Annotated in this window: 12 protein-coding genes; 1 reads left to right on the top strand and 11 read right to left on the bottom strand. The window is 52.2% G+C overall.

Annotation, left to right across the window (positions count from 1 at the left end; genetic code table 11):
- Positions 1 to 29 precede the first annotated feature (29 nt).
- The 9 genes from FD30_RS00060 to FD30_RS00020 form a co-directional block, all read right to left on the bottom strand.
- Complete coding sequence (locus tag FD30_RS00060; RefSeq protein ID WP_056943392.1) at positions 30 to 836, bottom strand: Nif3-like dinuclear metal center hexameric protein; 807 nt, start codon at positions 834 to 836, stop codon at positions 30 to 32.
- Complete coding sequence (locus FD30_RS00055; protein ID WP_056943391.1) at positions 823 to 1,530, bottom strand: tRNA (adenine(22)-N(1))-methyltransferase; 708 nt, start codon at positions 1,528 to 1,530, stop codon at positions 823 to 825. The genes FD30_RS00060 and FD30_RS00055 overlap by 14 nt, the downstream gene beginning before the upstream one ends.
- A 207-nt stretch (positions 1,531 to 1,737) precedes the next feature.
- Positions 1,738 to 5,262 carry an MMPL family transporter gene (locus FD30_RS00050; protein ID WP_056943390.1) on the bottom strand — a complete coding sequence of 1,175 codons (3,525 nt, stop codon included), beginning with the start codon at positions 5,260 to 5,262 and terminating at the stop codon, positions 1,738 to 1,740.
- A gap of 49 nt (positions 5,263 to 5,311) precedes the next feature.
- Positions 5,312 to 5,818 (bottom strand): RrF2 family transcriptional regulator, encoded by a 507-nt coding sequence (locus FD30_RS00045; RefSeq protein WP_056943389.1) that lies wholly within the window; start codon positions 5,816 to 5,818, stop codon positions 5,312 to 5,314.
- A gap of 203 nt (positions 5,819 to 6,021) precedes the next feature.
- The gene (locus FD30_RS00040) at positions 6,022 to 6,426 is read right to left on the bottom strand and encodes a YxeA family protein (protein ID WP_056943388.1); all 405 of its coding nucleotides are present in this window, start codon (positions 6,424 to 6,426) and stop codon (positions 6,022 to 6,024) included.
- Between the two features lie 207 nt (positions 6,427 to 6,633).
- Positions 6,634 to 7,758, bottom strand: coding sequence for an RNA polymerase sigma factor RpoD (gene rpoD / locus FD30_RS00035; RefSeq protein WP_056943387.1), 1,125 nt, complete (start codon positions 7,756 to 7,758; stop codon positions 6,634 to 6,636).
- A gap of 16 nt (positions 7,759 to 7,774) precedes the next feature.
- The gene (gene dnaG / locus FD30_RS00030) at positions 7,775 to 9,625 is read right to left on the bottom strand and encodes a DNA primase (protein WP_056943386.1); all 1,851 of its coding nucleotides are present in this window, start codon (positions 9,623 to 9,625) and stop codon (positions 7,775 to 7,777) included.
- Positions 9,626 to 9,889: 264 nt separating this feature from the next.
- Entirely contained in the window at positions 9,890 to 10,768 is an 879-nt protein-coding gene (pepI, locus tag FD30_RS00025; RefSeq protein ID WP_056943385.1) for a proline iminopeptidase, read from the bottom strand.
- 77 nt (positions 10,769 to 10,845) lie between these two features.
- Positions 10,846 to 11,220 carry a hypothetical protein gene (locus FD30_RS00020; RefSeq protein ID WP_056943384.1) on the bottom strand — a complete coding sequence of 125 codons (375 nt, stop codon included), beginning with the start codon at positions 11,218 to 11,220 and terminating at the stop codon, positions 10,846 to 10,848.
- A gap of 440 nt (positions 11,221 to 11,660) precedes the next feature.
- Between FD30_RS00020 and FD30_RS00015 the strand changes: the two genes are divergently transcribed.
- The gene (locus FD30_RS00015; RefSeq protein ID WP_056943383.1) at positions 11,661 to 13,343 is read left to right on the top strand and encodes an ATP-binding cassette domain-containing protein; all 1,683 of its coding nucleotides are present in this window, start codon (positions 11,661 to 11,663) and stop codon (positions 13,341 to 13,343) included.
- A gap of 365 nt (positions 13,344 to 13,708) precedes the next feature.
- Here FD30_RS00015 and FD30_RS00010 read toward each other — a convergent pair whose 3' ends face one another.
- Positions 13,709 to 15,778, bottom strand: a complete 2,070-nt coding sequence (locus FD30_RS00010) for a hypothetical protein (protein ID WP_146999991.1) — start codon at positions 15,776 to 15,778, stop codon at positions 13,709 to 13,711.
- Positions 15,779 to 16,132: 354 nt separating this feature from the next.
- Entirely contained in the window at positions 16,133 to 16,504 is a 372-nt protein-coding gene (locus FD30_RS00005) for a type 1 glutamine amidotransferase family protein (RefSeq protein WP_235803235.1), read from the bottom strand.
- Positions 16,505 to 16,537: the final 33 nt, after the last annotated feature.

Genomic DNA, 16,537 nt, shown 5'->3' with positions numbered 1-16,537 from the left:
TTTCAAAGTTAGTTTACGCGTTTTCCAAACTAAAGAAAAGTAAACGGGTCAGTGTTCAACGTTGATGCCTGAACCGCCACCGGCCAATCGTTTTCGGTCGCCCACGTAGTAAACAAACGAGTCAGTTCAACCTGACAGATACTTTCAATGTGGTGTCCCGGATCCACGACGCTAAGTCCCGCCGCTAACATGTCTTGGGCCGGATGGTAGGAAACATCCCCGGTGACGTAGACGTCGGCGCCCTGTGCCACGGCCGCGGTGTAAAACTCGCTACCGCTGCCACCCAATACGGCGACGCGCTGGACCGGTGCCTGGGGCGTCTGACTGATCAGCCGCAGTCCCCGCACATGAAAGACCTGCTTACAGTGCTGGGCGAACGCCTGAACCGTCGTGGGCGTTGCTAAGTTACCAATCCGTCCCATGGTCACGTCCGCAGTCGTCGCTGGGCCGTTACTGGGCACTAGCCCCTGACAATCTTGCAAGCCTAGGGCCGCTGCCAGCCAATCGTTCATGCCCCCTGGCGCACTGTCCAGGTTCGTGTGGGCCGCGTAAACCGTCAGGTGGTGGGCTAGAATGGTCGCGTACATCCGGTTTTGGGGATTACTCAAGTCCAGATTCTTGGCCGGATGGAACATGGCCGGATGATGGGCGAAGATAAAGTCGGCGCCCACATCGATAGCCTCTTGGACCGTCTCTGGCCGGACGTCTAGAACCACTAAGATTTTGTGAATCGGTGCCTCTAAATCGCCTAACTGCAGGCCCGGGACATCCCAGGGCTCGGCCCATTCCTTAGGGGCAAACCGTTCGAATCGTTCAACAAACTCACGCGCTAACACGTTCTAAGACCTCCTCAATCTGTGCCAATTCCGCCTGCAACGCCGCAACCTTCTCTGTCGGTACCGTCTTGGCCGCTTGGACTTGTTGTAAGACCTCCCGGGTCCGTTGTGCTTCGTGCCGCCATTTCGTCACGAAAGCCGCGTTTGGCGCCGCCAATAGGTAAGGACCGAAGCGCAGCTGTTCTTCCGTGTACGTTTGGGGGTGGTCGGATCGGTCCGCGACTAAGACTTCGTAGATGTGGCCGTCTTCGCTAAGAATCTGCTCGGCCTGCAACTGGAAGCCGTGGGTCATCAGGAACTGCCGGACCTGCATCGCCCCCACGTTGGGTTGGAGGACCAACCGCCGGACACCCGCCAACCGGTCAAAATCCTGCGTTAAGATCTGGGTGATCAGCGCCCCGCCCATCCCAGCGATGGCAACCGTGTCAATCTGATCGGTCGGTTCAATGGCCCGTAACCCGTTGGCCAACCGTGCTGTCAATTGATCACTAAACCCTTCACGGGCAATCTCGCGTTGGGCATTTTCAAAGGGCCCCCGGACGACCTCGCCGGCGACCCCACCAGTAATAATGCCGCGTTTGAGTAAGTTGACCGGCAGGTAGGCGTGATCCGTGCCAATGTCCGCCAACCGGCTTCCTTGAGGAATATAGTCGGCGACCGTAGCCAGCCGTTGTGATAAGTGATCTGCGTCCATGTCTGAACATCCTTTCTGGTAAAAACTGATTACTCTTAGTATAAGCTAGTCGTCGCGATTTAGATAGCGCCAACCAGCTAACGGCCCGCAGATTCTCGCCAGCCCTACGCCGGAGCGCAGCTAGATCGTGGGGCAACAAAAATGGGACGCCTAGAAAATTGCTTCCTAGACGCCCCATCTTTTATCACCGATGACGCATATCCTAACTTATTCTTCGCGAGAATGCTTAGGCGTTCGTTGTTCGTCCGCATTCCGGGCCATCCCAGAGTACGGATACGGGTACGTGATCTTCATCACGGCCGGCATCACAATTGGTAACAGGATGATCAATAAGACGATCCCCAAGATGACGGCTAACGCAATCTGAATCAACGTCATGACACCCGACGGCATCAACGCCGCAAACGTCCCGCTTAAGATGATTCCAGCCGAGATGACCACCGTTCCGATCACCGTAGCGGCCTGCAACATCTTGTCGCTAGTTGCCCCCGGTTCGTGGAGGTACTCCCGGTACTTCCGCATCAGGAAGATCGAGTAATCGACCCCTAAGGAGATCAACATCACGAAAGTAAAGAACGGCGTGTTCCAAGTCAACATGTCGGTTCCCAATACGGGCTTCACTAACCAGTGAACCAGCGTCAGGGCCCCAGAGTAAGCCACGACCAGGATACCCTCGATCACGATTGGTTGAACCAGCGAACGGGTGACCACCATCAGCGCAATAAAGATGCCGGCTAACATGATGATCACGGTCCGGGTGAAGTCCCCGGAAGCCATCTCGTTAATATCGTTGGTCTGTGACGTGTTGCCCCCAAAGGCGACTTGGGCATTCCCCAAGCTAGTCCCCTTAAGGGAGCCACTAACGACCTTCTCAAGCTTCGGTAGCCGAGCCATCGCCGCAGCGGAGCTTGGATCATCATCCAAGACCACCGTCAACTTGGTCAGCTTCTTGTTCGGCGACAGATAGGTCTTCAGCGCTGGTGCGAAACTAGCACTGTGTAGCTGCTTAGACGGGATGTAGAAGGTCTTGGCTGCCGCAGACTTTTGCAAGCCCTTGAGGTATCCGTTGGCGGACCCCATCCCAGTCGAAACACTGGAGAGACCGTTCGTGGCCGTGCCCAGGCCGGACTTCAAGGCTGCCAACTGTTTGCTGGTAGCGGCAAGCTGGGTGGCCATGGTCTGGTTACCACTGGCCACTTGGCGAGCCCCTGAGGCCAGTTGACCGGTACTTGCAGCTAATTGGTTTGACCCGCTGGCGACCTGACTAGCCCCCGAGGCTAATTGCCCGGTGCTAGATGCTAACTTGTTGGTACCAGCCGCCAAGACGCTCGCGCCAGTGACCAGCTGTGGAATCCGACCATTGATCGTGTTCATTGCGGACGATAATTGTCCCGTTGCACTCGATAACTGGCTGGATTGGGAGCTAGCCGCTTGCAAGGCGGTCGCCGCCCCTGGTAAGACCACGTTGGCCTTTTGCGCCAACGTTGCCACTGCCGTTTGTAAGGTACTGGTCGAGCTTTGAAGACTCTGCAACTGGCTGGCGACCGTCTTATCGGCGTTACCGATGGCGGAAGCGTCACTGCCAATCTTAGCCAGTGAGCTATTCAGCGTCGACGTCAATTGCTTTTGTGCCGCCGTTTGCTTGGCCAAGACACCGGACATGACCTGCTTTTGTGCCGCAGATAGCGGTGCGCCCGCAGAAGTGAAGGCTGCTTCAACTTCGGACATGGAGACCGAGTTGACCGTTCCTACAGAGTTCTTAATGTTTTGCAATTGCGTTGCGATGTCCTTGGTCTGGTTCCCAATGGTGGTCAAGGAACTCGTGACGCCACTGGCACTGCCCGTTGAGCTCCCGGCAACTTGGGTGTTCAACTGCTGGATGGCGGCATTTAACTGCGGCAAGGCAGCTTCTAGTTGCGCCAATTCAGCGGCTTGCTTGCCCCCCGAAGCCGAGGACACCTTGGTGTTTAACTGGTTCAAGCCGGCCGTGACCTGACTGATCCCGCTTTGCAGGGTCTGGGTCCCGTCACTCAGGCTTTCAGCACCACTAGATAGGGATTGACTACCACTATTCAGCTTGCCGGCCCCTGAGCTGACTTGAGAGGCCCCACTGGCTACCTTTTGGGTCCCATTATTCAGTTTGTTGGCCCCAGAACTGACTTGAGAAGCCCCACTCGCCAATTTATTAGCCCCGGAAACTGCGCCGGAAACGTTTTGACTGGCTAATTGACTATGGGCCGACTTAAGTCCCTTGTTAATCTTATTGACCCCTTGCTGAGCCTTGACCAGGCCGCCCGTGACCGTACTCATCTGGTTACGTACGTACAACGCCTTAATGGCCTTGCCGCCTGGTTGAGTTGCGGAAGCGACTGTTTTGACCCCGTCAGATTGCTGCAGTTGTTTCGTCAACCGGTCAATCAGCATCAAGGACTTTTCATTGTCTAACTTATGATTGCTTTGAATGTAAATGGTCGTCGGTTCCGCCGTCCCCTTGGAGAAGTGCTTTTGAACGACCTTGAACCCTTGCTTGGCGGGAACATTATCCCCGATTTCGACCAAGTTATCGTAATCCAACGTCCCGTGCGACGTTAAGGCCAGTGGAATGAAGATGATTCCCGTGATAATCAACGTGATCACGGGCCGAATCATCGCGTGCTTGGCCATCCCGTGCCAGAGACGACTATCGCCTTCACCCTGGAACTTCTTGACTGGCCAGAACATGTGCGGTCCGCAGATGGCCATAAAGAAGGGGTTCAAGGTTAATAGAACGGCTAACAGAACCACGACCCCCACGGCGATACCTACCGCCGAACGGTACAGGGAGAAGTTGGCAAAGCCTAAGACACTCATCCCAATTAAAACGGATAAGCCGGAGTACAGGACCGTCCGCCCCCCGATGCGAATAGCTTCCCGGGTGGCCGTATACCGGTCTTTACCGTTTGCCAGCCGCTCACGAAACTCGTTATATAGGAGGATGTTGTAGTCCGTCCCGATCCCAAACAACACAATCACAATAAACACTTCGGTGAAGTTGGAGAACGGAAAGTTGAAGCGGTCAACTAGGTTAGCGACCACCGAGACGGACGTAATGACCGATACTGCCACCGTCAAAAGCGAGAACAGCGGTGTAACTGGTGACCGGAAGACGAACCACAGGACCAAGAAAATAAAGATGGCCGCAATAATTTCCGTCTTTTGAACCCCCGCTTGGGTAGCATCGGAAAAGTCTTGATTCAAGACGTCCGCCCCAGTGACGTAGGTCGTTACCCCAGAAGTCTTAGCCAATTGGGTGATCTGCGAACGAATCTTCGTAATCGAATGACGCGACGTCTGATGAACGTTCAGCTGGAGTAGTTGGGTACTCTTATCCTTTGAGATCAGCTGGGAAGCGGCGGTCGAACTATCACTCGCTGCCGTGATCGACCGAATCTGGTACTGGTCCGCATGGTTCTTGATCCGTTGGACCGTTTGGTCGATGTGCTCATTTTGCGTCTGGGTCAGTGCCGAATCGCCGTTGTTGAAGACCACGACCACCGCCGTGGTGCCCCGCTGCGAACGGCCCCATTGTTTCTGCATATTGGTGGCCCGGGTACTTTGATAATTGCTGGGAACCGTAATCTGGCCCTTATCTGCCACTAACTTGCTCATGTTCGGAATCGTGATCACAGCTAGCATAACGATCACCAGCCAGCCGATCACGTTCCAGATGTAATGCTTATTCATCCATCGCATGATTGTTTACTACCTCCTTAAATTTTTCTTTCTCTCTCATTAAAAAAGCCTAACGCGTCAGCCACTTGGTCCAGTCCAACTGTAAGGCTTGCGTGCCATCCATCGGTAGGACTGCCCCAATCGTCAATGTCGCTAATTGCCGTCGGTACTGGGCTTCAGCCTGATGGAAGACGGCCATGACGTTAGCCACCGGTTGCTGGTCCTTGAAATCTTTCAATCCGTAAGTTGCTACGAACGCCTGCTTACGTTTTAAGCCAAAGACCTTATTGACTAATCCGGTGTTCTTGACGAAGGGTTGGTGACCCTCAATCGCGTCAAAAACGTCTAACAAGGTAATCTCATGGGGATCACGCGTTAAGACGATGCCCCCGTCCCGGCCAGGAACCGTTCGGACAATTTTGGCGACGGCCAAATGCTGCACGATTTTTTTCAAGTAGCTAGTCGAGATATCCAGCCGCTCTGCCACCAAACGACTTTGCAAAGGGCGATTACGGTCCTGGATACCAAGTAAGGCCACGATACATAACGCTTGTTCTAAACTGGGCTTCGCTTTCACGATCTGCCTTCCCCTTTCCCGTTATGAAAATCTTAAACGAGATACATTATATCCCCTTTAATGAATTTTTCAATACTTTACCCCTAATAAACTAACTCGAATCGGATTGATTTTTTATGTAAACGGTTTCTACCAAACCATTCTCCATCAATAAAGGCCCCATTGGCATCGTTTGCCAATGGGGCCTCTCCAGTTAAACCAAGCTAACTCATCACTAAATTCTCACGGACACTGGCCGGGACCTTTTGTGTCGCCACACGTTCCCACGATTCCACATTCTGTCCCTTAGTGGTAATCGCTAAGTAACAATGTGGTTTGAGGCGCCACTGGGACTCGAACGCCAGTGTGCGCGCATCCCCCTTAGCCGTATACGTCACTAGCTGGTAGCGGTATTCCTTCTCACCCGCCCCACCAATAAACGAAGAGACTGGTTTCGCCGTGGTTGAAGCATAGACCGTTTCGGTCTTCACCAACGGATTGACGTTGTCGACGGCCATGGCCAGTTCGGAATGGCGGTTCTTAGTCAGACTAGGAACGACCACCGCCCCGCCCACGATCAAGCTCCCCAACACCACAATACCTAAAATTAATTTCCCCAAAATTTTCATGATTGATTTCCCCTATTCGGTTAATTACTCGACTAACTAAGTGAGTAACGAAAGTATACCGAATCTTACACCTTTGGTCAACCCCTAGAATGAATTTTGACGTTTTTTGCGTCCTCCTAAAAATGGCCTGCTTTTTACGGATTAATCAGTGTCACGACAAAAAAACACGCATCAGCCATAGCCAATGCGTGTCAGGGTTCATTTATCCTATTCCAAGAAGTCTTTCAATTGCTTACTCCGTGAAGGGTGCCGCAACTTCCGTAAGGCCTTGGCTTCGATTTGCCGAATCCGTTCCCGGGTAACCCCGAAGACCTTGCCGACTTCTTCCAGCGTCCGAGTCCGACCATCGTCTAGGCCGAACCGCAACCGCAAAACATTTTCTTCCCGGTCGGTCAACGTGTCCAGCACGCTTTCCAACTGTTCCTTTAAGAGTTCATAAGCCGCATGGTCAGCCGGACTCGTTGCATCCTGGTCTTCAATGAAGTCACCCAGGTGTGAGTCGTCCTCTTCTCCAATTGGGGTTTCCAAGGAAACGGGTTCTTGAGCAATCTTCAGGATCTCACGAACCTTTTCGGTTGGCATATCCATTTCCGCCCCAATTTCTTCGGGCGTTGGTTCCCGCCCTAAGTCTTGGAGTAATTGCCGTTGAATCCGAATCAACTTGTTAATGGTTTCGACCATGTGGACCGGAATCCGAATCGTCCGGGCTTGGTCCGCGATGGCCCGCGTAATGGCTTGCCGAATCCACCAAGTGGCGTACGTAGAGAACTTGAACCCTTTCCGGTAATCGAATTTCTCGACCGCCTTCATCAGACCCATGTTCCCTTCTTGAATCAGGTCCAGGAATTGCATCCCCCGACCAACGTAACGCTTAGCGATGGAAACCACCAACCGCAAGTTAGCTTCTGCTAATTCCTGCTTGGCTTCCTCGTCGCCCTCTTCGATCCGCAAGGCTAAGGCCACTTCTTCGTCCGCCGTTAACAGGTTGACCCGCCCGATTTCCTTCAGGTACATCCGGACTGGGTCGTTGATCTTGACCCCGGTAGTCGTGGAAGCTTCCTTTAATTCTTTCTTCGAAACCGCCTTTTGGGCTTTTACGGCCCGTGGGTCTGGTTCACCCTTAGCATCGACCACGCTGATCCCGGCATCCGAGATCGTCTCTAACAACTTATCCATCTGCTTCGCATCCAGCGAGTACGGGGAAGCAACTTTATCCGTTAATTCATCGTACGAGATGTTGCCGGCCTTTTTCTTGTCCTTAATTAGGGCTCGCACCGTCTTGTTGTAAGCTTTTTGGTCAAACATTGGTTGATCCGTGGTCTTTTTTGCCATTCAAATACCCCCTAGACTAAACTTGCTTGTTCGCCTGTCGTTGTTGTTCCAGCTGCACAATCTCAATCACGAGTTGCCGTTGCTGGTCCGCGTCACCCAGTCGTGTGGCTTCGCTCAAAGCCCGCTTTTTATCACGTAGCTTGGCATCCAACGGGGCTTCATCCATGATGACCGTTAGATAGTCATCGATTTCCTGCGGGGTGACCGCCGCTAAGGAAATGGTGGTCTCCAACTCGATCACGAGTTGTTGTAACCGCTCCTCTTGGATAAAGTCCGTAAACTGAGCGCTCTGGTAAACTTGATGCGTTTGAAAATAACCCTGGGCCAGGGTATAAATCACTTGATAATCGTCATGCACGAAACAAAAATTGGGCACCGAACTCACCTTCGCCCACACATTACGGTCGTGCAATAACCAATAAAGCAGGTAACGTTCCGCCCGCTCTAGCCGGGTCATCGGTCGGCGTTGCTGGCGCACCGTGACGTTCGGAGCCGTCGGCGGCGTTCGCGAAGCCGCCGTTTCCTGGTACCGGTGTCGCTCGACTTGCGCCGCTGCTTGTTGCCGGACTTGCTTGAGCTGGGCCACCAAGGCATCCTTATCCAGATGAAACTCGGTCGCCAACTGATTCAAGTACAGGTCCAACGCAACGGGTTCTTTGACCTGTGCCAATAGCGGCATTGCGTCGTTCAGGTACGCTAAGCGCTCACTATCCGTCTCCAGTGCCCGGTCCCGCCGTAAATACCGCAATTGAAACCGAATCGGGGTTTCTTTAGCGCTCTGCATCACCTGCCGGAAACCTTCGTCCCCGTGTGCGCGCCGATACTCATCGGGGTCCTGCCCCTCCGGTAGCTGAATCACGCTTAACGCCAGATGACTATGCTCGCGCAAGAGACCAATGGCCCGTTGCGTTGCGCGTTGACCAGGCGTATCACCATCATAACAAATATTCAGGTGATCCGTGGTCCGCTCGATCGCATAAATCTGCTCCGTGGTCAGACTGGTTCCCATGGACGCAATCCCGTTTAAAACCCCCGCTTGGGCGGCCGAAATCACATCCATATATCCTTCGAACAGCGTCACTTCGCCCGCTTCCCGGATTGCCGGGCGCGCTAGGTCGAAGTTAAAGAGCAACCGACTCTTGGTAAAGAGCGCCGTTTCTGGACTATTCAAGTATTTCGGTTGGTCTTCTTGCTTTTGGAGCACCCGCCCCGAAAAGGCCGCCACGTGCCCACTCGCGTTCCGTAACGGAAACATGACACGCGCCGTAAAGCGATCCCGGAGTTCACCCTGCTGGTTTTCGATGAACAACCCACTCTGTCGTAAGAGCTGATAGTCGGCTTGCCGCTGATCAAAGAACGGCTTCAATAACCGCTGACTCGGCGCAAACCCCAATTGATAGGTCTCAATCGTCGCATCCGTTAATCCCCGGTTATGCAGGTAATCCAGCGCTGGTTGGCCCATCTCCGTGTTCACCAGGATATGGTGATATAACTTAGCAGCTTGCTCGTGCAACGCGATCAACTGCCCCGTCTTCGAATTCGCAGCTGGTGCATTGGCATCTTGACGATACTCACTGTCCAGGTCTACGTGACTAAAGTCAGCGACCTTGACCACTGCTTCAGGAAAGCTAACGTGCTCCAGTTCCATCAAGAACTTAAAAACGTTGCCGCCCCGACCACAACTAAAACAGTGAAAAATCTGTTTATCTTCCGAAACGGAAAATGACGGGGTCCGTTCCTCATGGAAGGGACAAAGGCCAAATAAGTTCTTACCAGATTTCTTTAATTGAACGTACTGGCCGACCACATCCGCAATGTTCGTCGCCGTCCGGACCGTTTCAATTACTTCTTCAGGAATCTTCGCCATCATTAGCCCCCTTCCCATTCAGTTCCCGCACAGTCCTAGCCTTGAAAAGCCGCACCCCGGAAACCCGAAAAGTGCGACTTGTTGACTGGAATTCGTGCGTAGAAATACATAATATATAATACCACGAAGCGCTATTTTGACCAAGTAAAATGGCCTAACTTTCCGAGTAGTCACGTCAGTACTTAAAAACAAGCACCCCACTAATGCCCCCCAAGGGACACTGGTCGGATGCTTGTTTCCAGTTAAACCACGTTTCCCGTTAACCTAGTCGTTAGCCTTCAACCACTGGTCCAACACGGCGATAAACTCATCGTGCTGATCCAGCAAGGCTAAGTGGCGACTATTGGCAAACAAATGCCACTTGGCACCCGGAATATGGTCGTAAACGGATTTGGCAATCAGCGGTGTACACAGGTCATCCGTCCCATTGGTAACCAGAACGGGGACGTGAATCTTGTGCAGGTCGTCAGTCACGTCAAAGTCACTAATGGTCCCATTCTCGGTGAACTCGTTTGGCCCTTCCGCAATCAGACTCGCCCGTTTTCCGTTCGTCGGGCGCCGTAATGGCTCCGGTGAATGCTCATCCGGATCATCCCAGCAATAGCGCTCCATGTACCGGTCATTCGCGGCTAGGTATTTCGGCCCCGTGAAGTTTCCTGTCCGTTCTGCCTCCGCAATAGCCGCACGGTCTTCATAACTTAAATAGGAAATCAACCGGTGCTGTTCTTGGGTCCACAACTTAATAGACGCTGGCGACCCGTCGATCATCACACTTTTAATACCGTCTTGGCTGTACTGCGTCAGGTAGAACATCTCAAGCATCCCACCCCAGGATTGGCCCAACATATGGACCTGATCCAAGTGCAGGTACTGGCGCAAGGCCACGAGCTCTTCCGCCCAGGTCTCCTTGACGTAGACGCCCTCATCTTCCGGCAAAGACGACTTCCCACAGCCAACTTGGTCGTACATGATCAACTGACGCCCCGTTGCCGCGTAGTCGTCCAATAACTCAAAATAATTATGCGACGACCCTGGTCCCCCGTGAATCAATAATAAGGGGGCCAAGTTTGGGTTGGGTTCTCCCACGATGCGATAGTACGTCTGATAGCCATGAAACGGCATGTAACCTTCAGTAATCTTCATATTATGTTCCTTCTTCCGCGCCAGTTTCGATATTTGCTAATGCATCACCGATTCGTTTCCAAACGGCAAGCCCCGATTTATTCTTGAAAAATATACGCCCCGTACGTAGCCGTGGGTAAATGGTCGAGATCCAAGGCGTCTAGTTCTGCATCCGTTAGCGGTTGAACCCGCCGAGAATTCATCAGATACCATCCGGCTGGTAGTTGGGCAGCTACTGACCCCCCATCGTTAGTCAAGAAGATTTCCGTTCCTTCAAATGCGACCTCTTCATCCAGATTGACATCCGAGCAATGGGGGCGCTGGTCTAAGCGCATCAGAGTAATCAGGTTCAACCCATTGCTCCCGCCATTACTGACTTCAAACGGAACGCCGTCACAGCTAACGGTCACCTTCTGGGCTTCGGTTCGGGTGGTGTAGACGGTACTAGGATCATCATTATGGTGTTTACTCATGCAATCAGGGCTCCTTTGTGATCATGATTAATTGCTTCTAAGTATACGCTAAAATCTGGTCATTCACCGTCTGATTTTCAACCAAATCTCAAGGCTCTTTCTGGTTAAATTGGTGAAACGAATCGTATAATATGAGAATAATCTCATTATTTCGGGCTGGCAAGGGGTGTCGCAGACTAAATATTATTTGTACGTTACAATAACTTTTAAATCAACAGTATATCCAGATTTTTAAGCATTTTATTTTCTGAAACTATTTTTAGTCAATAGGTGGTTTGATAGTACTTACTATACTATTGTATGATACATAAACCAGAATAAACGTATTTGATTTAACTAATTAGACCGGGCGTAAGATCTTGCTACGAGATTCGTCTAGCAGTAGCATTAAAAATAAATTAGATAAAATTAAATGACTCTAATCAAAGGAAGTGATTGTCTTGAGAAAGTTCATCAATTATCCACTGTTCAGTCTTGCCATCTTCACGAGTATTTTGGCCGGTCTAGAAACGCCCTTCAATACATTTAGCTACTCATTTTTCTTCTACTTAATTGAAAAGAAACACCTTTCCTGGATCATCCCGACCATTATCGGGATGATCCTAGTCTTTGGCCTCTTTGCCCTGCTCAACTACTGGAAGAGTTGGACCATCAACCGTAACATCTACGCCATTAATACGCAACTCAAAACGCGTTACGTTCTTCATAGCATCGCAGCAACCACGCTAAGCGGGCCCACCGAGTCCGACCACGTCTCCTTCTTTATGAATGATCTAAAACTCCTAGAAGATAATTATTGGCGTCAAGTCTTCAGCCTCATCGGATCAGTCGTGATGGTGTTGGGAACTTTAAGTTACGCACTTTACAGTAACGTCTTGGTCACCCTAATCTTTTTAGGCTTTATGATTATCCCAACCCTAACCCCAAAATTATTCAGCAAAACCATCCAAGCCAAAACCACTGCTTGGTCTCAGAAAAATCAAACCTTATCCGGGACGGTTCACGATCTCTTTCACGGCGCCCGTCTCCTTAAGCGTTACGGCGCCATCACCGGATTCAACGGTCGCTTACACCGGTCGTTATCCGCCATGGAACACGCTAACGCCAATCTCAAGAATCGCATCGCCCTTTCAAACAGCGTGATCAACTTCTTATTTATGCTTTTCTCCGACATTCCCATCGGCATTGGTCTCTATTTCACCATTACCGGTCGCTTGCACCTCTCCCAGTTTGTGGCCATTCAGTTCTCCTCAAGCTGGATTCTCAACGGGTTTAACCAGATTGTTAGCGGCTGGAACACTCTGAACAGCACCCAAGAAATTCGGCAAACCGTTCTCAACAACGTCGCCGTCCCCGCTAAAGTGCCCGACCGTGCTGCCCCCACTGTAACCACCCTAGCCTTGAACCACGTGACGTTCGCTTATCCTCAAGCCCCACACGCTATTTTTCACCAGCTCAATCTCCACTTGAAAGCTGGCGACAAAGTCTTGATCCGGGGACAATCCGGCATCGGTAAATCCACTCTGATTCGCTTACTGCTTAAAGAAGTTCAACCTATTTCCGGCCAAGTACTGGTTAATCAACGAGACTACACGCCAAGCGATGCTTACCAGTGGTTTGGGGTGGTCGGGCAAACGCCCATTATCTTTCAAGATACTGTTCAAGCCAACGTGACACTAGGCCAACCCGCAACCCCGACCAGCATTAGCACCGCTCTGACCATGGCGGGATTACCTGAATTCGCCGCCCACCTCAACACGCCCGTTCGTGAAAACGGCGCTAACTTTTCCGGCGGTCAGCTCAAACGGCTCGAAATTGCTCGTGCTTTGTTCTTCAACCGACGCGTGTTACTGATCGACGAAGGAACGGCCTCCTTGGATCCCGCCACGGCCCTCAGTATTCACCGTCAGATTCTCAAGAATCCCCACCTAACCGTCATCGAAGTGGATCACCACATTCCCGCCGATATCTTACCGTGGTACTCGTCGATTTACGACTTGCAAGCCGGTCACTTAGTCCAGTACCAGGGAACCAGCAACCCCCCCAATGAACGGCTCATCACCTGCGTCAATAACACCACCCTAACAATATCTTTACAAAAACCCCCGTTGACGGACAACTAATCGCTGCCATCAACGGGGGTTTCGATCATCTCCAAGGCCCCACTTTGGATAATTATTCGTAGTCCCTACCGAATTCGTCGGGACCATCCCGGAAGCTTAGGGTGACCGTCTACCGAAAATTAGCGACCCCACGAAAATGTAATATTACAAATGGTTGCTAACCGTTCCCCTGGCGCCCAATTTCCGATACACTAATTCTAAGGACATGTTCTCGCACACTCATACTTTGGTCGGTCTGATGGTGCTGCTTGAGAATTGTCCTTTTCATTTTGGCACCATCAAAACCACTCGTCAAGTGCGGACCAAACAGCCCACTTTTGACGAGTGGTTTTTGAATTTTTATTCACTTTCCGAACCGTTCCACTTTAAAGGGCCCACAGGAGTAATCCTAAAAAGAGTCCCATACTAAGCCAAATCATGGGTTGTGCGGTCAGGGCTCGGGCACCATGGAGGTTCAGCAGGTAATCTTGCGGAAAGGCCCGTTCCCGGGGCAAAACTTCCCCCGTGTGTTGATCATAGCGGGCTAAGCCTTGGGCATACTTGAACGGCGTCTTTCCTGTATTCCGTAACGTAATCGTGAGTGACTGGGCCATGGTCTGCGGATACCGTAGCGGCTTAGCCATCGCAGCGTTCGGCGTTGAGTGCCAGGTCTTGAGTAAGCGACCGTTAGCGTGAACCTGAACCCGCAAGCGACCATTCGGATATTGGGGTTGTACGTTGGCCTTGACCTGTTCTTGCGCCTCATTCGTCGGTTGAATCTGTAATTGCAAGGCATTAGACGGCCCGACGACCGGCATAGTCCACGTCAACTGCCGCTGAGGCGCTACCCGGGCCACGGGCAAGGTAAAGTAATCACCGTTCCCTTGCCGCCCCGGCATCTCTTCTCGGACCAGCGTGGTCTCATCGGTCTGTCCTAGGCTGAGCGCACACATGATCACGGCAAACGTCCCAAACCACCGACCATACCGCACCTGGGTCGGCGTTCGTTTCCAGACTGGTAAACCGCACCACCCCAACGTCCCCAATAACATCAAGGCCGGCAACACCGGCACTGCGTACCGGGGCTCAACTTCCCAGAAAAAGACGTGAAAAATCATCAAACCCAGCATCGCTATGGCTAGAAAGTGGCCGGCAACGAAACTGGGGCGCACCTTCAAAAGAAACCAGATACTCTGACACAGCAAGGTCAAATAGAGGACTTGGGTCCCTAAAACTAACCAAAACTGAATCGACCGTTGATTCATTAGATACCACCATGGCGCTTTGAGCCATTGCGTGGTTAATTTGAAACTATCCATGTCCCCCGTCGACCAAAAAATCTCAAACTTCCGGGCCAACTGAACCAGCACACCACTGACGCCTAAGGTGTTTAACCGCTGATTCAAGAGTCTGGTCGCCGCAACCTGTTTGGCTCGCGCCGTGGGCTGGTGGTCGATTACCATCGCATCCGTCAAACTGTACGTCCCCGGATTTTGGGGATTCATGCTCATCGCAATCCAAGCCGTCACGGGCATCTGCGCATTGGGGTCTGGTCGATACCCCGCTTGTCGACTCCACACGGACATCCCCGCAAAGACGCCGCCTAAGACCAGACACGCACCGGCAATCCAAACCACCACCTGGCGCCAGGTCAAGCGGCGTTGCCACCACAACAGGAGAATCAAGAGGCCCAAGGCCAACCATAAGACGATGAGGTTGCTCTTAACGGCCACCCCAACGCTTACCAGCAGGAGGGCTAAGCCACCACCCAGCCAGCGACACCAGCCCCGAGTAGCCACGGACCAACTGACCAGCGCCAAGCTGTCCAAGAAGAGCGGGAACACCACCGGATCCGTATAGTCGAAGAGCCCCAGGGCATACACGGGGATGCTGAGAAACCACAGCAACGTGAACCAAAAGGCCCCGGGTTGCCATAACCGCCAGTGATGTAACAAATACAACCCCGCGGCCAACCCGGTATCCAGCCACAGATACCGCAATAAATTCATCGCCACCCAGGGTGTCTTCGTCACGGGCAATAACAGTTTCAGCCACCATGCATCGATCAGGGTATAATTCACGTTATTCTGATAAACCATAAAGTAGTGGTTCCAAGTGGTCCGGCCTTGGGCCAAGGCGATGGCCTGATTGCGGACAAAGTAGCCATCCGCCCGGCTGACATCAACAAAGTTCATGGCCACCCAAACCTGCGCTCCCACGATCAAAACCAGGAGAACGGCCCAAATCAAACGGTACTTGGCCGAAGACCACTGACCCACCCGTCCCCGAAAACGATTCAAGATGAGGAACCCCCCGACTAGCAACGTCGCCATGACCAACGGTTGCGCCCAATCGGCATCCCCCAACGTGGTGACGGGCTCTGTCACAGCAAACACCGCCGCACAAGCCAGTAAGCCTGCGACCACCCAGTTTAACGTTCCGACTAGTCTTCTCATAGTGCCTAACATCCCTTATCTCCTAATTGCCTCGCCCACCGATTGCTGGTTTCTTCGACGATCATCAGTACCAGCGACTCAAATCAATTGCCTAACTACGTCCCATTTTCAACGCACCTCCGCTAAAGCACAAGCACCACCCGCTAATTAGGGACCATACTTGCCTAATGACCAATCTAGTCGTTTCCCCGTACCATCATGCCCCCCAACTACGTTTCACACTATGGGCACAACAAAAAGGGAAACCAATTGACCTGCAAATTGGCTTCCCTAAATTTCAAATCTATTTCGTTAAGGCCGCACCAAGCCAACTAACGCCCAGCGCGTCACCCCATCGCAAGTACGATTGGGAACCTACGACTCTTTCGGCAAATGATACGTCAACTCCTCAGCCGTGTAAGGCCGGTCCGTTCGTGCAGGTGCATACGCCTGATCCCCGATCTTCAGCCCACATGCGCGAATCGCCGCAATGGCAAATTCCCGAAAAAACTGGAAGCTAGACGTGACGATTCCGCAATCCGTCACCACTGGCTGGCGAACCAGGTTTTGCTTCGGAATAAACGGATTTAATGCATACGTTTCCTCAAAAATTCCCGCGGTAAACTTCGTATGGTCTAGCAAGCCCGCTTTGGCTAGCAGGACGGGGGAACTAGACATCCCCGCAATCACCGGACGCTGATCAGGCGCGACGTTTAACCGCTGTAAAAATACTAAGCTTAGAGGCATAGAAGTTACCCGACGGGGTGCTCCTATGCCTCT

The organism is Levilactobacillus namurensis DSM 19117, from assembly GCF_001434785.1.
GTDB lineage: Bacteria > Bacillota > Bacilli > Lactobacillales > Lactobacillaceae > Levilactobacillus > Levilactobacillus namurensis.
The sequence above is the reverse complement of the archived record's forward strand: the minus strand, read 5'-3'. Positions and strand labels throughout refer to the sequence as shown.